The sequence below is a fragment of the Streptomyces sp. NPDC048197 genome (genome assembly GCF_043202395.1).
Taxonomy (GTDB): Bacteria; Actinomycetota; Actinomycetes; order Streptomycetales; family Streptomycetaceae; genus Streptomyces; species Streptomyces siderophoricus.
In genome coordinates, this window is the sequence record NZ_JBIDAJ010000010.1 from 214643 (window position 1) to 235063 (window position 20421).

General features: G+C 72.2%; 18 protein-coding genes. 13 read left to right on the plus strand and 5 right to left on the minus strand.

The window, feature by feature from the left end; translation table 11 throughout:
* Window positions 1-16: 16 nt before the first annotated feature.
* Entirely contained in the window at window positions 17-376 is a 360-nt protein-coding gene (locus ACGF4C_RS16670; RefSeq protein WP_393566882.1) for a MerR family transcriptional regulator, read from the minus strand.
* 140 nt (window positions 377-516) lie between these two features.
* Complete coding sequence (locus ACGF4C_RS16675; protein ID WP_393566884.1) at window positions 517-1320, minus strand: SDR family NAD(P)-dependent oxidoreductase; 804 nt, start codon at window positions 1318-1320, stop codon at window positions 517-519.
* A 195-nt stretch (window positions 1321-1515) separates the two neighbouring features.
* On the opposite strand from ACGF4C_RS16675, the gene ACGF4C_RS16680 reads away from it, so the two are divergent.
* Window positions 1516-2148, plus strand: a complete 633-nt coding sequence (locus tag ACGF4C_RS16680; protein WP_393566886.1) for a GNAT family N-acetyltransferase — start codon at window positions 1516-1518, stop codon at window positions 2146-2148.
* Window positions 2149-2176: 28 nt separating this feature from the next.
* On the opposite strand, the gene ACGF4C_RS16685 is transcribed toward ACGF4C_RS16680, so the two are convergent.
* Entirely contained in the window at window positions 2177-2869 is a 693-nt protein-coding gene (locus ACGF4C_RS16685) for a HEAT repeat domain-containing protein (RefSeq protein WP_393566888.1), read from the minus strand.
* Between the two features lie 393 nt (window positions 2870-3262).
* Between ACGF4C_RS16685 and ACGF4C_RS16690 the strand changes: the two genes are divergently transcribed.
* The 10 genes from ACGF4C_RS16690 (at window position 3263) to pssA (ending at window position 16859) form a co-directional block, all read left to right on the plus strand.
* The gene (locus tag ACGF4C_RS16690) at window positions 3263-5083 is read left to right on the plus strand and encodes a 3-hydroxyacyl-CoA dehydrogenase family protein (RefSeq protein WP_393566890.1); all 1821 of its coding nucleotides are present in this window, start codon (window positions 3263-3265) and stop codon (window positions 5081-5083) included.
* Between the two features lie 136 nt (window positions 5084-5219).
* Window positions 5220-6023: a TetR family transcriptional regulator gene (locus ACGF4C_RS16695; protein ID WP_201805004.1), complete on the plus strand. Its 804-nt coding sequence runs from the start codon at window positions 5220-5222 to the stop codon at window positions 6021-6023.
* A 49-nt stretch (window positions 6024-6072) separates the two neighbouring features.
* Window positions 6073-8538 carry a hypothetical protein gene (locus tag ACGF4C_RS16700; RefSeq protein ID WP_393566893.1) on the plus strand — a complete coding sequence of 822 codons (2466 nt, stop codon included), beginning with the start codon at window positions 6073-6075 and terminating at the stop codon, window positions 8536-8538.
* A 510-nt stretch (window positions 8539-9048) separates the two neighbouring features.
* Entirely contained in the window at window positions 9049-10386 is a 1338-nt protein-coding gene (gene ccrA, locus ACGF4C_RS16705) for a crotonyl-CoA carboxylase/reductase (RefSeq protein WP_393566894.1), read from the plus strand.
* Window positions 10387-10401: 15 nt separating this feature from the next.
* Window positions 10402-12438, plus strand: coding sequence for a protein meaA (locus tag ACGF4C_RS16710; protein ID WP_393566896.1), 2037 nt, complete (start codon window positions 10402-10404; stop codon window positions 12436-12438).
* On the plus strand, window positions 12435-13454 hold the full coding sequence (locus ACGF4C_RS16715) for an HpcH/HpaI aldolase/citrate lyase family protein (RefSeq protein ID WP_393566898.1): 1020 nt from the start codon (window positions 12435-12437) through the stop codon (window positions 13452-13454). The genes ACGF4C_RS16710 and ACGF4C_RS16715 overlap by 4 nt, the downstream gene beginning before the upstream one ends.
* Before the next feature lie 5 nt (window positions 13455-13459).
* The gene (locus ACGF4C_RS16720) at window positions 13460-13984 is read left to right on the plus strand and encodes a MaoC family dehydratase (RefSeq protein ID WP_362143531.1); all 525 of its coding nucleotides are present in this window, start codon (window positions 13460-13462) and stop codon (window positions 13982-13984) included.
* A gap of 5 nt (window positions 13985-13989) precedes the next feature.
* Window positions 13990-15195 (plus strand): acyl-CoA dehydrogenase family protein, encoded by a 1206-nt coding sequence (locus ACGF4C_RS16725; protein ID WP_360949493.1) that lies wholly within the window; start codon window positions 13990-13992, stop codon window positions 15193-15195.
* A gap of 169 nt (window positions 15196-15364) precedes the next feature.
* The gene (locus ACGF4C_RS16730; RefSeq protein WP_030412970.1) at window positions 15365-16012 is read left to right on the plus strand and encodes a phosphatidylserine decarboxylase; all 648 of its coding nucleotides are present in this window, start codon (window positions 15365-15367) and stop codon (window positions 16010-16012) included.
* Window positions 15999-16859, plus strand: coding sequence for a CDP-diacylglycerol--serine O-phosphatidyltransferase (gene pssA / locus ACGF4C_RS16735; RefSeq protein WP_393566900.1), 861 nt, complete (start codon window positions 15999-16001; stop codon window positions 16857-16859). Before ACGF4C_RS16730 ends, pssA begins: the two co-directional genes overlap by 14 nt.
* An 81-nt stretch (window positions 16860-16940) precedes the next feature.
* Here the strand turns inward: pssA and ACGF4C_RS16740 are convergent, their stop codons facing one another.
* A complete protein-coding gene (locus ACGF4C_RS16740) occupies window positions 16941-18065 on the minus strand; it encodes a glycerate kinase (protein ID WP_393566954.1) in 1125 nt (374 codons plus the stop codon).
* Window positions 18066-18249: 184 nt separating this feature from the next.
* Between ACGF4C_RS16740 and ACGF4C_RS16745 the strand changes: the two genes are divergently transcribed.
* Both ACGF4C_RS16745 and ACGF4C_RS16750 read left to right on the plus strand, forming a co-directional pair.
* Window positions 18250-18762 (plus strand): NUDIX hydrolase, encoded by a 513-nt coding sequence (locus ACGF4C_RS16745; RefSeq protein WP_362143372.1) that lies wholly within the window; start codon window positions 18250-18252, stop codon window positions 18760-18762.
* A gap of 38 nt (window positions 18763-18800) precedes the next feature.
* Window positions 18801-19616 carry a nucleotidyltransferase domain-containing protein gene (locus ACGF4C_RS16750; protein ID WP_393566902.1) on the plus strand — a complete coding sequence of 272 codons (816 nt, stop codon included), beginning with the start codon at window positions 18801-18803 and terminating at the stop codon, window positions 19614-19616.
* Between the two features lie 109 nt (window positions 19617-19725).
* Here ACGF4C_RS16750 and ACGF4C_RS16755 read toward each other — a convergent pair whose 3' ends face one another.
* Window positions 19726-20361 carry an NAD(P)-dependent oxidoreductase gene (locus ACGF4C_RS16755; protein WP_393566903.1) on the minus strand — a complete coding sequence of 212 codons (636 nt, stop codon included), beginning with the start codon at window positions 20359-20361 and terminating at the stop codon, window positions 19726-19728.
* Between the last annotated feature and the right edge of the window lie 60 nt (window positions 20362-20421).

Below are 20421 nucleotides of genomic sequence, written 5' to 3' on the forward strand. Positions count from 1 at the left end.
CCAGCCGGCCGGCCACTTACGCAGAGGCGGCCGGGACGGCCTCCAGGGCCCGCGCCAGGCGGTCGCGGGCCTCGGTCTGGGCGGCGATCCGCTCGTCGATGACGGCGAGCCGCTCACGGGCGATCCGCAGCCCCTCTGCGGACGGCGGAGCGGTGGTCATGTCGCCGTCCAGGCAGGAGGTGAAACAGCGGACGTCGGCGAGCGTGAGCCCGGCCGCCAGCAAGTGGCGGATGTTGCACACCCGTACGACCGCGCGGGCGTCGTAGACCCGATAGCCGTTCGCCTCCCGGACGGAGGCGATCAGCCCCTCCCGCTCGTAGTTCCGCAACGCCCGCGGCGTCGCCCCCGTGACCTCCGCCAACTCCCCGATCCGCACGGGTCGCCCCCTCCCTCGGCTCCGACCTCGACTCCCACTCCGCACACTTCGCAGTCGATTCCAGCACGGACACGAGTGCGGTGGTGACGCGGCCACGGATCCGGGACGGGTCGGGCCCCGAAGCAGGGGGCGAGGTGGGCTCAGCCGACCACCGCTCCGCCGTCGACCGGGAGGATCACCCCCGTGACGAACGAGGCGGACGGGGCGGCCAGGTGGGTGATGGCCCAGGCCACCTCCTCGGGGCGGCCGATCCGCCCCATCGGGGTGTGCGCGATCTGCCACGCCCGGTGCGCCGCCCGCTGCTCCTCGGACAGGCCCTGGTGGAGCGCGATCGGGGTCTCGATCGCGCCCGGGGCGACCGCCACCACCCGCACCCCGCGCGGTGCGAGCTCCACCGCCCAGCTGCGGGTGAGCAGTTCGAGCCCCGTCTTGGTCGCGGCGTAGACCGCGTTGCCGGGCCAGCCGCGCTGGCCGATCGAGGTGCTGATGTTGACCACCACCCCGCCGGTCCGCTCCAGATGGGGCACCGCTTCCTGCGTCAGCAGTACGGGCGCGACGAGGTTCGTCGCCAGTTGCGCCCCCATCCCCTCCTTGGTGAAGCTGCCGAGTGCCCCGGTGCCCACTATGGCGGCGTTGTTGACCAGTACGTCCAGCCGGCCGTAGGTCTCGATCGCATGGCGGACGAGGTGCGCGGGGGCGTCGTCCGCGGTGATGTCGGCGAGGTACGGGACGATCTCGCCGTCCCCCTCGGCGTCCGGCGCCGTCTCCGCCAGCGGCTCGGCCCGGCGGCCCACCGCCAGCACCCGGGCGCCCTCCGCCGCGAAGGCCCGGGCGGCGGCCCGCCCGATCCCCGTACCGGCGCCGGTGATGATCACCACCCTGCCCGGCGGGGTTTCCGTGGTGCGGTCGGTGTGCGTCGTGTGCGTGGTCGCGCTGTGTGCCATGCCGGGAGTCTCGAACCCTGCCCCCAGGGGCAAGGTCAAGCGCACAGCTGCGGAAACTCCGAAAGCCCCCTTGACCGGACCCCTACCGTCTCCCTCATGGACACGGACAGGGAGAGCGACCGGCACAGGGGCAGGGAGAGGGACGCGGACAGGGGCAGGGGCAGGAGGCCCGTAGGACCGCTCCGGATACGGGAAATGGGCGAGGCCGACATCGAGGCGGTCTCGGCGGTCCGGGTCCGCGGTTGGCAGGCGGCCTACCGCGGGCTGATGCCGCAGACGTATCTGGACGGGATGAGCGTGGCGGCGGACGCCGAGCGGCGGCGGTCGTGGTTCGGGCGGCGCTCGCCGGACGTGGTCGACCTGGTGGCGGAGTCGGCCGGTGAGGTGGTCGGCTGGGCCTCGGTCGGCCCGGCCCGGGACCCCGATGTGGCCCCGGGCGCCGAGGAGTTGCCCGACCCGCGCCCGACCGCGGGTGAGCTGTTCGCGCTGTACGTCGCGCCCGAGCGGATCGGCACCGGCGTCGGGCGGGCCCTGATGGCCGCGGGCACGGAACGGGCACGGCAGAGCGGATACCGCGCGCTGTATTTGTGGGTGGTGCGCGGCAACACCCGCGCCCAGCGGTTCTACGAGCGCGCCGGCTTCGTACCCGACGGGGCGGAGGAGACGTACAAGGTGGGCGGCAGCAACGTCCCCGAGCTGCGCTACTGGCGTCCGCTCACCCCCTGTTCTCCGGGCCGCAAGTCGTCTTCCCCGGACCCCACGCCGGGTTCTCAGGACCCCACACCGTCGTCTCCGGACCCCACGCCGCGTTCTCAGGACACCACGTAGGACATTCCATGATCTCCGGCTGACCGCTTCAGCCCCCTGGGCGCTCCTTCGCGGCTGCTGGGCCCTCCTTGGCCGGGTCCCCGGCCCCGCCCCCGTCGCCCCGCCCCTCGTCCCCCGGCGGCTCATGGACCCCCAGCCGGGCCAGTGAGGCCGCCGCGGCGGCGGCCAGGCGGGGGTGGGCGGTAGCGGCGGTGAGGGCGGGTACGGCGCGGCGGTCGCCCAGGGCGCCCAGGCCCTCGACGCAGGCGAGGGCCACCCGCCAGTAGGGGTTGTGCGGGGTCAGCAGCCGCTCCAGGGTGGCGATCAGCGCCGGCACGGACTGCGGTGCGCGCAGCTCGGCGAGGAGCCGGACCGGGTGCAGGGCGTACGCGGTGCGCAGCGGGTTGGTGGCGAGGGCGGCCGCGGCGCGGGCGGTGCGTGGGTCGCCGAGCCGGCTCAGGGCGTGGGCCGCGGTGGCGCAGCGCACCGGATCGCGGTAGTTCAGCAGCAGTACGAGCGTCTCGAAGGCACGTTTGTCGCCGGCGCAGCCGAGGATGAAGGCGGCGATCTCGCGGGCCCACAGGGGGCGTTCGACGGCGACCAGCATCCGGGCGAGTTCTTCCCGCCCGGCGGGGGTGTTCTTGCGGGCGAGCCCCAGCAGGCGCTCGTAGGCGACCAGATCCTGTGGGGAGCGGAGTTCGGCCCGCACCCGGTCCGTCAACTCGTGGAATTCGTCTTCCATTTGCCGCTTCCCTCCCGCCGGGGCGCCCCGGTTGCCGAGACGTGGCCTGCACCACAGACTAATGACCCGCCCTACCCCTGGCGCTGCGGTTACCCACCGGTTAACCTGCTGGAACGAGCAGCACCCCTGTTCGGGCGGCCTGGTGACGCAGCCGCCACAGAGTGAAGTCGGTTCGGCACCGCAACAGCACGACCTCGATACAGAGCACGGCACGGCCCCGGGACAGGGCCCCGCCGCAGCTCCCACACCGCCGGCGCTGCCAGCAGCGCTGCGGCCGGTGCGGCCCCGCCGCGCTCCGGCCGCCGCGTATCCGCTGCCCCTCGCGTCCGCGCGGCCCCCCTTCAGTCGTCACTTCTCCCCTGCCCTTCAGGGGAACACCCTCAGGAGTTCGCGATGGGCCCTTCGTCCACCCCTGATCTCGCCCCCGACATTTCCCCACTGTCCCTCTCCACCGTGGCCGTCGTCGGCCTCGGCACGATGGGCACCGGCATCGCCGAGGTGCTCGCCCGGGCCGGCCGCGAGGTCATCGGCATCGACACCGACGAGGCCGCGGCCCGGCACGCCGTCGCCGCGCTGGAGGCCGCCACGGCGCGTGCGGTGCGCCGCGAGCGGATCACCGAGCGCGAGCGGCAGGACGTCCTGGCCCGTTTCCGCACCTTCACCGATCTGCAGGCCGCCGCGGACGCCGACCTGGTCATCGAGGTGGTCCCCGAGGACTACGAGCTCAAGCGGCAGGTCTTCGCCGAACTGGACGCCGTGGTGCGGCCGGACGCCGTGCTGGCCACCGGCACCAACGCACTGTCGGTGACCCGGCTCGCCGCCGATTCGCAGCGTCCCGAGCGGGTGCTCGGGCTGCACTTCTTCAACCCCGCACCGGCCATGAAGCTGGTCGAGGTGGTCTCCTCGGTGCTCACCGCGCCGACCGCGGTCGCCGCGGTCACCGAGCTCGCCCGCGACCTGGGCAAGGACCCGATCGCGGTGGGTGACCGGCCCGGTTTCGTCGCCGACGGCCTGCTGTTCGGCTATCTGAACCAGGCCGCCGCGATGTACGAGTCGCGGTACGCCACCCGTGAGGACATCGACGCCGCGATGCGGCTCGGCTGCGGCCTCCCCATGGGCCCGCTGGCGCTGCTCGACCTGATCGGCGTGGACACCGCCCGGACCGTCCTGGAAGCGATGTACGCCGAGTCCCAGGACCGGCTGCACGCCCCGGCCCCGATCCTGGGGCAGCTGGCCGAGGCCGGGCTGACCGGTCGCAAGGCGGGCCGCGGCTTCTACACGTACGAGGCGCCGGGCTCGGCCACCGTGGTGCCGGACGCGGAGAGCCCGGCGGCCGGCGGCGAGGCAGCGGCCGGGCGTACGGTCACCCGGGTCGGTGTGGCCGGTTCCGGGACGATGGCGAGCGGGATCGCCGAGGTCTTCGCCAAGGCGGGGTACCAGGTCGTGCTGGCCGCCCGCAGCGCGGAGAAGGCGGAGAAGGCGAAGGACCGGATCGCCAAGTCGCTGGGCCGGTCCGTGGCGAAGGGCCGGATGACCGAGGAGGCCCGGGACGCGGCGCTGGCGGCGATCACGCCGGCCGGGACGCTGGACGCGTTCGCGGAGGTGGACCTGGCCGTCGAGGCGGTGGCCGAGGACCTGGCCGTCAAGCAGGAGCTGTTCCGGACGCTGGACAAGGTCTGCAAGCCGGGCGCGGTCCTGGCCACCACGACCTCGTCGCTGCCGGTCGTGGCCTGCGCCCGGGCCACCTCGCGCCCGCAGGACGTCATCGGGATGCACTTCTTCAACCCGGCGCCGGCGATGAAGCTGGTCGAGGTGGTGCGGACGGTCCTGACCTCCGACGAGGTGCACGCGACCGTGCGGGAGGTCTGCGCCAAGGTCCGCAAGCACCCGGTGGACTGCGGCGACCGGGCCGGTTTCATCGTGAACGCGCTGCTGTTCCCGTACCTGAACAACGCGATCAAGATGGTCCAGGAACACTACGCGTCGCTGGACGACATCGACGCGGCGATGAAGCTCGGCGGCGGCTACCCGATGGGCCCGTTCGAGCTCCTCGACGTGGTCGGCCTGGATGTCTCGCTGGCCATCGAGAAGGTCCTGCACGCCGAATTCCGCGACCCGGGACTGGCCCCCGCGCCGCTGCTGGAGCACCTCGTCGCGGCGGGGTGCCTCGGACGCAAGACGGGCCGCGGCTTCCGTGAGTACGCCCGGCGCTGACCCGTGGGGGCGCCCCCGCCCGGACGGGGCGGGCTGGGGTGGACTGCTGGAGCCGGACGGCGGTCCACCCCCGCTCACAAGGGCGGAGGTGGCACCTCATGCCGCAGGCCGGGTAAATATGCAGTACCGTCCCCACATGTCCCAGCCCGCTCGTACGCAGCCTTCCGACGCCCCCGACAGCAGCACTCCCGGCACCCGCCGCGCGGCCGCGCAACGGCTCAAAATGCGCCGCGAACTGTCGGCGGCGGCCATGGAGCTGTTCGCGACCAAGGGCTACGAGGCGACGACGGTCGATGAGATCGCGGCCGCCGCGGGCGTCGCCCGGCGGACGTTCTTCCGCCACTTCCGCTCCAAGGAAGAGGCGATCTTCCCGGACCACGACGACACCCTGGTGCGGGCCGAGGCGGTCCTGGACGCCGCACCGCCGCACGAGAACCCGCTCGACACGGTCTGCCGCGGCATCAAGGAGGTCATGCGGATGTACGCGGCCTCGCCGGCCGTGTCGGTGGCCCGCTACCGGCTGACCCGCGAGGTGCCCACCCTCCGCGAGGCCGAGATCGCCTCGGTGGCCCGTTACGAGCGGCTGTTCACCCGCTATCTGCTGGGCCACTTCGACGAGGGCGCGCACCGCGAGGGCGATGACGACCCGCTGCTGGCGGAGGTCGCCGCGTCCGCCGTGGTCACCGCGCACAACCACGTGCTGCGCCGCTGGCTGCGGGCCGGCGCGGAGGGTGACGTGGAGGCTCAGCTGGACCATGCCTTCGAGATCGTCCGGGAGACCTTCGGCGCCGGGATCGGCGCGGGCCGCGGCACGACGGGCGAGCAGCCGTCGGCGTCCGTCTCCCGGGAGGGCGAGGTGCTGGTCGCGGTGGCGCGTACGGACGCCCCGCTGGAGGAGGTCATGCGCACCATCCGCAAGGCGATCAAGGACCGGAGATGATCCCGTAACGGCCTGACGGGCCCGGCTCGCTCGTGCTATCCACTACGGCGTGGCGGACGCGAGCGAGGCGGGGCCGGCTCCGGCCACCCACAACACGATCAGCGGCGGGCAGGCCCGCGATGTGATCCAGGGTGGCGTCGTCCAGATCTACCCGGCGCCCGCCCCGGTCCGCTCCCTGAACGCGCTGCCGCCCCGGCCCGCCGCCCTGCTCGGCCGTTCCGGCCCGCTCGCCGCGCTCCTGGCCCTGCTGGCGCCCGGCGACCGCGCCGGGGCTCCCACCGCGATAGCGGTCACCGGCGAGGGCGGGGTGGGCAAGTCGGCGCTGATGGCGGCCGCCGCGCACGAGGCGCACAAGTGGTTTCCCGGCGGGGTGCTCCACGCGGACGCCCGGGCGCACGGCGGCGGGGAGCCGATGAGCCTGGAGGAGCTGCTGGGCACCTGGCTGCGGGCGTTCGGCATCCCCGGCGACCAGCTCCAGCCGCACCGGGCCGGGCTGCTCGGCCAGTTCAAGAGCCGGCTGTGGGAGGCGGAGGAGGCGCTGCTGATCCTGCTCGACGACGCCGCGCCGGACGAGCACCTCGTGCCGCTGATACCCCCCGACGGCCGCCACCGCCTGCTGGTCACCGTCCGGACCGCCCCGGAGCACGCCTCCTTCGCCGTGCTGCGGCTGGACACGCTCGGTCCGAAGGATTCCCGGGCGCTGCTGGAGGCCGCGGCCACCGAGCCGGTCCCGCCGTCGCAGCTGGACGAGATCGCCGCGCTCTGCGGCCATCTGCCGCTGGCACTGGACGTGGTGGCCGGCCGGCTGCGGGACGGCGACGACAGCGCGCAGCGCATCCTCTCCGCGTTACGCCCGCCCGGTGAGCGGCTGGCCGAACTCGACCCGGTACGGCAGGCGTTCGAGGCCTCGTACCAGGCGCTCGACGACCCGGACGCACGGATGCTGCGCCGTCTGGGGCTGCACCCGGGCAACGAGATCGACGCCGGGTCGGCCGCCGCGCTGGCCGGGGTCTCACCGGCGGAGGCCGACCGTGCGCTGCGCCGCCTGGTCAGGGCCCAGCTGCTGCGTCCCACCGGCCCCGAGGGCCGGGTCCGCTTCCACGATCTGCTGCAGCTCTATGTCGGTGAACTCGCCTCGCAGGAGCCGGAGTCGGCGCGTGCTGCGGCGCTGGAGCGGCTGATGGCCCACTACGGCGAGCGGGCCGCCACCGCCGACGAGGCGTGGTTCGACCGGGAGCGCGGGGCGCTGGCGGCGGCCCTGGCGGCGGCGGTGGACCAGGGCCGGTACGAGCGGGTCGGGCCGGTGGTGGACCACCTGGTGGCGTATCTGCTGCGGCGCACCCGCACCGTGGACGCGCTGTTCGTGCTGCGGCAGGGCGTCCTCGCGGCCCGGCACCGCGCCGACCACCTCCGGGAGGCGGAGCTGCTGCGGATGATGCGTCGCCACTACCGTGCGCTGGAGCACTGGCCGGAGGCCCGGTCCTGCGCGGAGGCGGGCCATCTGGCGCGTATCCGGGCCGGTGTGCGCTCGCCGGAGCTGGACGACGACCTCGGTGAGCAGGCGGCCGAGCGCGGTGACCACGGGGCGGCGGCGCACCACTACGGGCGGGCGGTGCGCGGCTGGGCGCTGCGCGGTGACCGGCACCGGCTGGCGGCCTCGCTGCTGGCGCGGGGGGACGCGGAGGAGGAGCTGGGGCGGGCCCGGGACGCGGCGCTCTCGTACCGCCGGGCGGTGGCGACGGCGCCCGACGGCGACCTCACGGTCGTGGCGCACGCCTGGCTGAGACTGGCCGGCTGCGCGGCGCACCGGCACGACCCCCGGCAGGTCCTTGACCTGCTGCGCCGCGGGCTGGAGGTGGCGCGCAGGTCGGGGGACGTCCGGGTGACGGTCGAGGCGCTGGCGCTGCTGATGGAGGCGGAGAAGGAGGCGGGGCGGCTGGGGGCGGCCGAGCAGCTGCTCCGGGAGGCGCTCAGCGAGGCCGGGGCGCACCACCTGCCGCTGCTGCGGGAGCAGCTGCTGGCGATCAAGCCGCCGTGGTTGAAGCTGGCCGCGGAGCCGGAGGCCGCCGCGCCCCGGACGGGGGCGTCGCCCGCCAAGGAGCCGCCGCCCGCGGTACCGGACCCGCCGGTGGAGCGGGCGGCCGGCCATGTGCGGCCGGTGCTGCTGCGGCTGCTCGCCCTGCCGTGCTGCGGGGTGCTCTGGGCGCTGGGCTGCCTGACCGTGGCGCTGGTGGAGGGCGGGCCGGTGGCCCCGTGGCCGGCGCAGCTGGTGCTGGCCGGTGGCACGGCCTGGGCGGCCCGGCGGGTCTGGCAGCGCAGCCGCGGCAGCCGGCTCGGCGATCTGGCCGCGGTCGGTCTGCACCGCTTCCACGCGGTGGGTGCGGCCGGGCTGCTGGCGGCGGGGGTCTGGTCCGGGGCGCCGGGCGGCAGCGCCGTCGCCGCCGGGCTGCTGTTCCTGCACACCGCCGCGCAGCTGTGGCCGGCCGTCCGTGAGCGCCTGAGGTCCCGGGCCTGACCGGGACACGACCCACCCGAACGGTCTAAGCGCCTCCCCCTTCACCTGCCGTGATTCTGGAAGTGCGGTGCGTGACCGAGGCGCCCTCCATCGGCCCATCTACCGCTCATACGTGCCGGCCAAATGACATCTGAGAGAAATTCTTGGCACTCAGTGTCTTGTCGACTGGCACGCGGTGTCATACGTTGAGGGTGTCCGGGCGACCGGCGGACGAGGCGATCCTCGTGCGCCGGCTGTCCCAACAGCCCTCCCCGGCTGCCGCCCGGATGCCTGCGTCACAGGCACACCGCCCGGCACCCGCCGGGCACCGCGCTCACCAAGGCGCTGCCAGGCACCACGGCCGACGCCTCCGCGACACCGGCGGAGACGGCGGCGGTAGCGCCACCCCGGCCGAACCGACGGCACCACCTCCCGCACCACCCCCGACGTTCCCTCAAGCCGTTCCTTACCGATCCCCCGAGCTCTCGACTCCGCTCGAGCAGGGGCGGCCCCACCCGCCGGAGGCACACCGTGAACGAGATCCTGGACGCAATCCTTGCGCCTGACACCACCAGCGCCGACTTCGCCGCGCTGCCCATCCCCGAGTCCTACCGCGCGGTGACCGTGCACAAGGACGAGGCCGAGATGTTCGCCGGCCTGCCCACCAAGGAGAAGGACCCGCGCAAGTCGCTGCACGTCGATGACGTCCCGGTCCCCGAGCTCGGCCCCGGTGAGGCGCTGGTGGCCGTGATGGCCTCCTCCGTGAACTACAACTCCGTCTGGACCTCGATCTTCGAGCCGCTGTCGACCTTCGGCTTCCTGGAGCGCTACGGCAAGGTCTCCGACCTGGCCAAGCGGCACGACCTGCCGTACCACGTCATCGGCTCCGACCTGGCCGGCGTCGTGCTGCGCACCGGCCCGGGCGTCAACTCCTGGCGGCCCGGCGACGAGGTCGTGGCGCACTGCCTGTCCGTCGAGCTGGAGTCGAGCGACGGCCACAACGACACCATGCTCGACCCCGAGCAGCGCATCTGGGGCTTCGAGACCAACTTCGGCGGCCTGGCCGAGATCGCGCTGGTCAAGTCCAACCAGCTGATGCCCAAGCCCCGGCACCTGAGCTGGGAGGAGGCGGCGGCCCCGGGCCTGGTCAACTCGACCGCGTACCGCCAGCTGGTGTCCCGCAACGGCGCCGGTATGAAGCAGGGCGACAACGTCCTGATCTGGGGCGCCAGCGGCGGCCTCGGCAGCTACGCCACGCAGTTCGCGCTGGCCGGCGGCGCCAACCCGATCTGTGTCGTCAGCAGCGACCAGAAGGCGGAGATCTGCCGGAAGATGGGCGCCGAGGCGATCATCGACCGCAACGCCGAGGGCTACAAGTTCTGGAAGGACGAGCAGACCCAGGACCCGAAGGAGTGGAAGCGCTTCGGCAAGCGCATCCGCGAGCTCACCGGCGGCGAGGACATCGACATCGTCTTCGAGCACCCCGGCCGCGAGACCTTCGGCGCGAGCGTCTTCGTCACGCGCAAGGGCGGCACCATCACCACCTGCGCGTCGACCTCGGGCTACATGCACGAGTACGACAACCGCTACCTGTGGATGTCGCTGAAGCGGATCATCGGCTCGCACTTCGCCAACTACCGCGAGGCGTGGGAGGCCAACCGCCTGATCGCCAAGGGCAAGATCCACCCGACCCTGTCGAAGACCTACACCCTGGAGGAGACCGGGCAGGCGGCGTACGACGTGCACCGCAACCTGCACCAGGGCAAGGTCGGCGTGCTGGCCCTGGCGCCCGAGGAGGGCATGGGCGTGCGCGACGAGGAGATGCGCGCCAAGCACCTCGACGCCATCAACCGCTTCCGGAACGTCTGAGGCCGGGAGGCACCCATGACAGAACGTCACCCTCAGTCCCAGGGGCGAAGGGAACGGGACCGGCCGTGGCTGATGCGCACGTACGCCGGTCACTCCACGGCGGAGGCGTCGAACGAGCTGTACCGGCGCAATCTCGCCAAGGGCCAGACCGGTCTGTCGGTGGCGTTCGACCTGCCGACGCAGACCGGCTACGACCCCGACCACGTCCTCGCCCGCGGCGAGGTCGGCCGGGTCGGGGTCCCGGTGTCCCACCTCGGTGACATGCGGCGGCTGTTCCAGGACATCCCCCTGGACCAGATGAACACCTCGATGACCATCAACGCCACCGCCATGTGGCTGCTGGCGCTCTACCAGGTCGTCGCGGAGGAGCAGGGCGCGGACATCACCAAGCTCCAGGGGACGACCCAGAACGACATCGTCAAGGAGTACCTCTCGCGCGGGACGCACGTCTTCCCGCCGGGGCCGAGCCTGCGGCTCACCACCGACATGATCACGTACACGGTGGCCCACATCCCCAAGTGGAACCCCATCAACATCTGCTCGTACCACCTCCAGGAGGCCGGTGCGACGCCGGTCCAGGAGATCGCGTACGCGATGAGCACCGCGATCGCCGTGCTCGACGCCGTGCGGGACTCCGGGCAGGTGCCGCCGGAGAAGTTCGGCGACGTGGTCGCCCGCATCTCCTTCTTCGTGAACGCCGGCGTCCGGTTCATCGAGGAGATGTGCAAGATGCGCGCCTTCGGCCGCATCTGGGACCACATCACCCGCGAGCGGTACGGCATCGAGAACCCCAAGCAGCGGCGCTTCCGCTACGGCGTCCAGGTCAACTCGCTCGGCCTGACCGAGGCCCAGCCGGAGAACAACGTCCAGCGGATCGTGCTGGAGATGCTGGCCGTGACACTGTCGAAGGACGCCCGCGCCCGGGCCGTTCAACTCCCGGCCTGGAACGAGGCGTTGGGCCTCCCCCGGCCCTGGGACCAGCAGTGGTCGCTGCGCATCCAGCAGGTCCTCGCGCACGAGAGCGACCTGCTGGAGTACGAGGACATCTTCGCCGGCTCGCACGTCATCGAGGCCAAGGTGGACGCGCTGGTCACCGACTGCCTGGCCGAGATCGAGCGGATCCAGGAGATGGGCGGCGCGATGGCCGCGGTGGAGTCCGGCTACCTCAAGTCGCAGCTGGTGTCCGCGCACGCCGAGCGGCGGGGCCGGATCGAGGCCGGCGAGGAGAAGATCGTCGGGGTGAACTGCTTCGAGTCCACCGAGCCCAACCCGCTCACCGCGGACCTCGACACCGCCATCATGACCGTCGACCCGGCCAACGAGGCGCGGGTGGTGCGGGGGCTGCACGACTGGCGGGACAACCGCGAGGAGGGCCGCGCCCAGGAGGCGCTGTCGGCGCTGAAGAAGGCGGCGGCCGGCGACACCAACCTCTTCGCGGCGACCCTGGAGTGCGCCCGTGCCGGTGTGACGACCGGCGAGTGGGCCTGGGCCCTGCGGGACGTCTTCGGCGAGTTCCGGGCGCCCACGGGCGTCTCCAGCGCCCCGCTGGCGGTACCGGCCGAGGCGGGCAGCCCGCTGGCCGCGGTCCGCGAGAAGGTCGCCAAGACGGCGGCCGAGCTCGGCAGCGGCAAGCTGCGGCTGCTGGTCGGCAAGCCCGGACTGGACGGGCACAGCAACGGCGCCGAGCAGATCGCGGTACGCGCCCGGGACGCCGGCTTCGAGGTGATCTACCAGGGCATCCGGCTGACGCCGGAGCAGATCGTCTCGGCGGCGGTCGCCGAGGACGTGCACTGCGTGGGCCTGTCCATCCTCTCCGGCTCGCACGCCGAGCTGGTGCCGGACGTGCTGGCCCGGCTGCGGCGGGCCGGCGTGGACGACATCCCGGTCATCGTCGGCGGCATCATTCCCTCGGCCGATGCGACCGCGCTGCGAGAGGCCGGAGTGGCGGCCGTCTTCACGCCGAAGGACTTCGGTATTACGGAGATCATCGGCCGTATCGTCGACGAGATCCGGACGGCGAACCAGCTCGACCCCTTGGAGGTCCCCGCATGACGGCGGTGAACCGGCTGCTCCCACCCGTCTCCCACCACCGCCCCGAGACGGCGCCCCTGCGGGGCGGCACCCTCCGCTCTCGGCGCTCCTGCCTCGCGGTACCCGGCAGCAATCCGCGCTTCCTGGAGAAGGCCCAGGGCCTCCCCGCGGACCAGGTGTTCCTGGACCTGGAGGACGCCTGCGCGCCGCTCGCCAAGGAGGGCGCCCGGCACACGATCGTCGAGGCGCTGAACGAGGGCGACTGGACCGGCAAGACCCGGGTCGTGCGGGTCAACGACTGGACGACGCACTGGACGTACCGGGACGTCATCACGGTCGTCGAGGGCGCGGGGCCGAACCTGGACTGCATCATGCTGCCCAAGGTCCAGGACGCCCAGCAGATCGTGGCGCTGGACCTGCTGCTGACACAGATCGAGAAGACCATGGGCTTCGAGGTCGGCCGGATCGGCATCGAGGCGCAGATCGAGAACGCCAAGGGCCTGGTGAACGTCGACGCGATCGCCGGTGCCTCGCCGCGGCTGGAGACCCTCATCTTCGGCCCGGCCGACTTCATGGCGTCGATCAACATGAAGTCCCTGGTGGTCGGCGAGCAGCCGCCCGGCTATGGCGCGGACGCGTATCACTACATTCTGATGCGCATTCTGATGGCGGCACGGACCTACGATTTGCAGGCCATCGACGGCCCCTACCTTCAGATCAAGAACGTGGAGGGGTACCGGGAGGTCGCCGGCCGCGCCGCGGCACTCGGCTTCGACGGCAAGTGGGTGCTGCACCCGGGCCAGGCCGAGGCCGCCAACGAGGTGTTCTCACCGTCCCAGGAGGACTACGACCACGCCGAGCTGATCCTGGACGCCTACGAGTGGCACACCTCGGAGGCGGGCGGCAGGAAGGGATCCGCGATGCTCGGTGACGAGATGATCGACGAGGCGAGCCGGAAGATGGCGCTGGTCGTCGCCGGCAAGGGCCGGGCCGCCGGCATGATCCGTACATCCAAGTTCGAAGCCCCGGAGGCATGAGCGCGATGCAGTTCGGCCGCACCTATGAAGAGTTCACCGTCGGCGATGTGTACAAGCACTGGCCGGGGAAAACGGTCACCGAATACGACGACCACCTCTTCTGTCTGCTCACGATGAACCATCACCCGCTGCACATGGACAGCAACTACGCGGAGCAGACCACCGACTTCGGCAAGAACGTCGTGGTCGGCAATTACATCTATTCGCTGCTGCTGGGCATGTCGGTGCCGGACGTCTCCGGAAAGGCCATCGCCAATCTCGAGATCGAGTCGCTGAAGCACGTCGCGCCGACCTTCCACGGCGACACGATCTACGGCGAGACCACGGTGCTCGACAAGACGCCCTCGAAGTCGAAGTCGGACCGCGGGATCGTGTACGTGGAGACCAAGGGCTACAAGCAGGACGGCACCCTGGTCTGCATCTTCCGCCGCAAGGTCATGGTCCCCACGGCCACGTACATCAAGGAGCGCGGCGGCGAGCAGCCCGGCCGCCCCGAGCCGGCGGCCCCCGCGGCCAAGAAGGAGAAGTGACCGCCATGACCCGTCTTGCGCAGACCGAGGGCCTGACCGACATCCAGCGGGAAATCCTCTCCACCGTCCGCGACTTCGTGGACAAGGAGATCCTGCCGGTCGCCACGGAACTGGAACACCGCGACGAATACCCGACGCAGATCGTCGAGGGCCTGAAGGAACTCGGCGTGTTCGGCCTGATGATTCCCGAGGAGTACGGCGGGCTGGGTGAGTCCCTTCTCACGTACGCGCTGACCGTCGAGGAGATCGCCCGCGGCTGGATGAGCGTCTCGGGCATCATCAACACGCACTTCATCGTGGCGTACATGCTCAAGCAGCACGGCACGCAGGAGCAGAAGGACTATTTCCTGCCGAAGATGGCGGCCGGCGAAATCCGGGGCGCCTTCTCGATGTCGGAGCCGGCGCTCGGCTCGGACGTCTCGGCCATTTCCTCCAAGGGTGTGCGGGACGGCGACGATTACGTCCTGACCGGCCAGAAGATGTGGCTCACCAACGGTGGTTCGTCCACGCTCGTGGCGGTGCTGTGCCGTACCGACGAGGGGCACCCGGAGGGCACCGCTCCGCACAAGTCGATGACCACCTTCCTCGTGGAGAAGGAGGCCGGCTTCGGTGAGGTGCGGCCCGGCCTGACCATTCCGGGCAAGATCGACAAGATGGGCTACAAGGGCGTCGACACCACCGAGCTGATCATGGACGGGCTGCGCATCCCGGCCGACCGGGTGCTCGGCGGCCAGACCGGACGTGGCTTCTATCACATGATGGACGGCGTCGAGGTCGGCCGGGTCAATGTCGCCGCGCGCGGCTGCGGCGTCGCCCAGCGCGCCTTCGAGCTGGGCGTTTCCTACGCGCAGCAGCGGCACACCTTCGGGAAGCCGATCGCCCAGCACCAGGCGATCCAGTTCAAACTGGCCGAAATGGCGACAAAGGTTGAAGCTGCCCATGCCATGATGGTTAATGCTGCTCGCAAAAAGGACTCCGGTCAGCGAAACGACCTGGAGGCGGGCATGGCGAAGTACCTCGCCTCCGAGTACTGCAAGGAGGTCGTGGAGGACGCGTTCCGCATCCATGGCGGGTACGGCTTCTCCAAGGAATACGAGATCGAGCGCCTCTACCGGGAGGCCCCGATGCTCCTGATCGGTGAAGGTACCGCCGAGATCCAGAAAATGATCATTGGTCGCCGGCTACTGGAGGAGTACCGAATCCAGGCGTGAATGTCCGGTTTAGGTCGTTTTGGCCTAGACGAAGATCACACCCCGTCATTGTTCTTCGGCCACGGATTGGCTCTGGCTCTTGGCCAGTTGCCGCTCGCAACCGATAGCATCCGGGAAAGCCGCCGTCCCCCGTATCCCTACGCGGCATCCTCCGCTACGAAGGTCATCCATGCCCCACAGCCAATCCTCTGCACAACGCGGTCGCGTCCGCCTCGCGCGCGGAGCGTCGCCGTGGCTCCTGCCGACCGTTGCCACGGCGGCGGTCAGCCTCGCCCGGTCCCGCCGGTCGGGCCGCTGGGCCGCTGTTGCCGTGCCCACCACCGCACTGGCGGCGGGCATGCTGTGGTTCTTCCGCGACCCGGAGCGGGAGATTGCCCAGGGCCGCGTCATTTCCCCGGCCGACGGCGTGGTGCAGAGCATCATGCCGTGGAAGGACGGGCGCACCCGCGTCGCAATCTTCATGAGCCCGCTGAACGTCCACGTCAACCGCGCGCCGCTGGCCGGCACGGTGACGTCCGTGGAGCACATCCCCGGCGGGTTCGTTCCGGCGTTCAACAAGGAGAGCGAGAACAACGAGCGGGTCGTCTGGCACTTCGACACCGAGCTCGGCGACATCGAGATGGTGCAGATCGCCGGCGCGGTGGCCCGCCGCATCGTCCCCTACGTGCCCCAGGGCACCAAGGTGGAGCAGGGCGAGCGGATCGGGCTGATCCGCTTCGGCTCGCGCGTCGACGTCTACCTCCCGGCGGGCGTCGAGGTCGCGGTCGAGGTCGGCCAGGCCACCACCGCGGGGGTGACACGTCTTGACCGTGATTGATCCTGAGACGCAGGCGGGCTGGGCGCCCGAGACGGACGGGGACGAGGACGACATGCCGCTGTCGACGCGGCTGTCAATAGCGGACACCCTCACCCTCGGCAACGCCATCTGCGGCTTCATGGCGGTGTACTTCACCACCACCGGCGTCCTCATCCCGCACCTGACGGGGACCGAGGACGGCGGAATGGCCCGGCACAGCGCGGCCATGGCCGTGATCCTGATGCTGTTCGCGTCGGTCTTCGACCTCTTCGACGGGCTGGTGGCACGCAAGCTGCGGGCCTCGGCGATGGGGGCCGAGCTGGACAACCTCTCCGACCTGATCAGCTTCGGACTGGCGCCCGCGTACTTCGTCGTGACCTGGGGCATGGTCGCCCAGGACGCGCACCAGCGGGTGTCGGTCGTCGCGGCGGTGGTGGTGCTGCTGGCGGTGGTGCTGCGGCTCGCGCGCTTCTCCTGCGTCACCCTGCGTGACGGCATCTTCCAGGGCATGCCGAGCCCGTTCGGCGCGCTGACCGTCGTCGCCATCGTGCTGCTGGAGCTGCCGTTCCTGCCGACGCTGCTGGCGATCATCGGGGTGGCCTGGCTGATGGTGAGCCGGGTCGAGTACCCCAAGCCGCGGGGCCGGCTCGCGGTGGCGATGCTCAGCTGGATCGTGCTCAGCATGGGCATGCTCGCGGCCTGGGCACTGGACGCGCCCGGCGGCCAGCTGCTGCTGCAGACCGGCTGCTCGCTGCAGATCGTGCTGGGCGCCATGATCCCGGTGTTCGCCACGGCCCGCCGGGTCAACACCTTCCGCGACAACCGACGCGAGTCCCGCGCCGAGTCGCGGGCCGCCCAGCTCCCCTAGCGGGGGCGGCACTTCTCACCAACGCCGGAGCCCCGGGCGCATACCGCGCCCGGGGCTCCGGCGTTGGTGCCGTCCGTCCGGTCAGACCAGGAAGTCGCGGGCGAGGTTCTCCGCCGCCCGCTCCAGCAGCGGGCCCGCCTCGGCCATGCAGCGGGCCGGGTCGGACTCCAGGTCGGTCAGCGCGTACGCACGCTGGATACCGGCCCGGGTGAGGGCCTCCGGCGGCAGCTGGAGCCGGCCGCAGACCGCCACCACGTCCAGGCCCGCCGCCCGGGCCGCGGCGGCGACACCGGCCGGGGCCTTGCCGTGCAGCGTCTGCTCGTCCAGCGAGCCCTCGCCGGTGATCACGAACGTGGCGCGGGCCAGTGCCGGCGCGAAGCCGAGCACCTCCAGCATCACGTCGATACCGGCCCGGAACGTCGCGTCCAGACCGACCAGCGCGCCGTAGCCGATCCCACCGGCCGCGCCCGCGCCGGGCGCCAGCGCGTACTCGGCTGCCTTCGGGCCGACCGCCCGCTCCAGCACCTGGGCGTAGTGCGCGAGCGCGGCGTCCAGCGTGGCGACGTCCTGCTCACTCGCGCCCTTCTGCGGGCCGTAGACCGCCGGGGCGCCCTTGGGGCCGGTGAGCGGATTGTCCACGTCGCTGGCGAGCACGACCTCCGTCCCGGCGAGCCGGGGGTCCAGGCCCGACAGGTCGGCCGTGGCCAGCTCGCGCAGCGGCCCGCCACCGGGGGCCACCGGATTGCCGTCCGCGTCCAGGAACCGGGCGCCCAGCGCCGCGAGCATGCCCGCGCCGCCGTCGGTCGTGGCGCTGCCGCCGACGCCGAAGACGATCGTGGTCGCGCCCGCGTCCAGCGCCGCGAGCAGCAGTTCGCCGGTGCCGTACGTGGTGGCCGTCAGGGGCGCGAAGACGCCCTCGGGGAGGTGCTGGAGGCCGGACGCCTCCGCCATCTCCACCACCGCGGTGCCGTCCTCGCGCAGCGCGAAGGTGGCCGTCACCGGGGTGCCGGTGGGGCCGGTGACCCGCGCTTCGTGGCGGGTGAAGCCGGCCGCGAGTGCCGCGGCGACGGTCCCGTCACCGCCGTCCGCGACCGGGACGGCCGCCACGTCCAGACCGGGGACCACGCGCCGCAGACCGGCCGTGACGTGCTCGGCGACCTCGACGGCCGTGAGCGAACCCTTGAACTTGTCCGCGGCGATCAGCACATGTGCTGTGTGTGTCCTTGCTGCGTCCGCCACCGTGTTTCCCCTTGCTTTCGAACTGGCAGTCGCGCCGCTGCGACCTTATCCGGCGCGCGGCGCCGCGAACAGGGCACTCCGGTACGCGGACGCTTCGAGCGCCCCGGAATGCGCCTCGAAGATCCCCCGGGCAGGCTCTAGGCTCGCGCCCGTGACGACCTTGGACTACGCCACCTACATCGCCGGCCTGCCCCGCGTGCTCGCGGGCGCCGGCGCCCTCCTCCGTGACGCGCAGGGCCGCATCCTGCTCGTGGAGCCCAACTACCGCGACACCTGGATCCTGCCGGGCGGCACCGTCGAGTCGGACGACGGCGAGTCGCCGCGCCAGGCCGCCCGCCGCGAGACCGCCGAGGAGATCGGCCTGGACGTCGAGCTGGGCCCGCTGCTCGCGGTCGACTGGGTCCGCGGGCAGGGGCGGCCGCCGCTGGTGTCGTACCTCTTCGACGGCGGGGTGCTGGACGCGGACCGCTTCGCGGCGATCCGGCTCCAGGAAGAGGAACTGCTGTCCTGGCGCCTGGTCGACTGGGAGGAGGCCCGGACCCTGGTCAGCCAGGAGATGGCCCTGCGCATCGGCGCCGCCCTGAAGGCCCTCGCGGACGGCGGCGGCCCGGCGGAACTGGAGGACGGCGTCCCGCCCGCGGGAGCGTTCGCCGCCCGAAAATGACGTGATCGCCGGCCACCCGGGATCCTAGGGTGGCTGGCATGGAAGAGATCGCCGCCAGGATCGCGCAGGTGCCGGGAGTCGTCGGGGTGATGCTCGGGGGGAGCCGGGCGCGGGGGACGCACCGGGCGGACTCCGACTGGGACCTGGGGGTGTATTACCGGGGCGAGCCGGATCTGAAGGCGCTGGAGGCGCTGGCCACCGAGGTGACCGGCGGGCCGGTCGAGGTGTTCGGGCCGGGGGCCTGGGGGCCGTGGGTGAACGGCGGGGCCTGGCTCGTACTGCCCGACGGCCGCCATGTGGACTGGATCCTGCGCGACCTCGACCGGGTGCGGCGGGTCTGGGAGGACTGCCGGGCGGGCCGCTTCGAGACCGGGATGCAGGCCGGTCATCCGCTCGGCTTCTGGTCGCCCGCATACCCGGGCGAGGTGGCACTGGGCCGGGTGCTCGCCGACACCGCCGGAGAGCTGTCCGGCCTCAAGGAGGAGACCCGCGCGTATCCGCCGGCGCTCCGTACGTCCCTGTCGGGCACGGCGGTCTGGGATGCCGGCTTCTCGGTGGCGATGGCGGGCAAGTCGTCCGCGGCACAGGACGTACTGCACGCGGCCCTGTGTCTGTCCCGTGCCGTCGGCCAGCTCGTCCAGGCCCTGCACGCACACCACGGCGCCTGGTGCCTCAACGAGAAGGGCGCCCTCGCGGCCGCCGCGGCCCTGCCCGACACCCCACCTGATTTCGCCGACCGCGCCACCACCCTGCTCGCCCGCCTCGGCCACACCGGAGGCGAGCTGCGGGGCTCGCTGGCGGAGGCTGAGCGGCTGGTGGACGAGGTGCGGGGTGTGGTCGGGGCGGCGTCGTAGGGGCGCGGGTGAGCGGGGCGTGGCCGTCGCACCGTCTTGGTGTGTGGTCGCCGCACCGTCTTCGGGGGTGACGGTCCGCCGTAGTGGGTCCGCCGTAGTGGGTCCGCGGTCAGCGGCTGACGCCGACCGCGTGGCCGTAGGTGCGGGGGTCGGTGACGAAGTCGAGCATGGCCCGGGCCACGTCGGCGCGGGCGATGACGGAACCGGCCGGTCCGGCCTCGACGGCATGGCGGTAGCGGCCCTCGCCGGGGCGGTCGAGCAGGCGGGGCGGGCGGACCGCGGTCCAGTCGAGGCCGCTGTCGCGCAGTACCGCCTCCATCCGCGTCAGGTCGGTGTAGACCTCCTTGAGGGCCGCCCACAGCAGCGGCCCGAACACCCGGTGGCTGAGGAACGGCTGGCCGGCGCCGGTGCGGTTGATCGGGCCCGCGCTGACCACCAGGAGCCGCCGTACGCCGGTGGCGGTCATCGCCTCGACCACGGCCCGGGCCGAGGTGGACGCCGGGCGCAGCGGATCGTGCCGGCCGGCCTGGCCCATGCCGGAGAGCACCGCGTCGGCGCCCTCGACCACGGTCTTGACGGAGGCGGGGTCCAACGGGTCGGTGCGGACGACCGTCAGCCGCTCGTGGCGCTCGGTCAGCTTCTCCGGGCTGCGCAGCGCGGCGGTCACCTGGTGGCCGTCGGCCAGGGCGTGGGTGACGAGCTGCCGGCCGACGCCGCCGGACGCGCCGAGGACGGTGAGTTTCATGGTCCCTCCCGGGACGAGCTGGGCCGCGGAACGAGCGGAGAACCGGAACGAGCAGGGCGA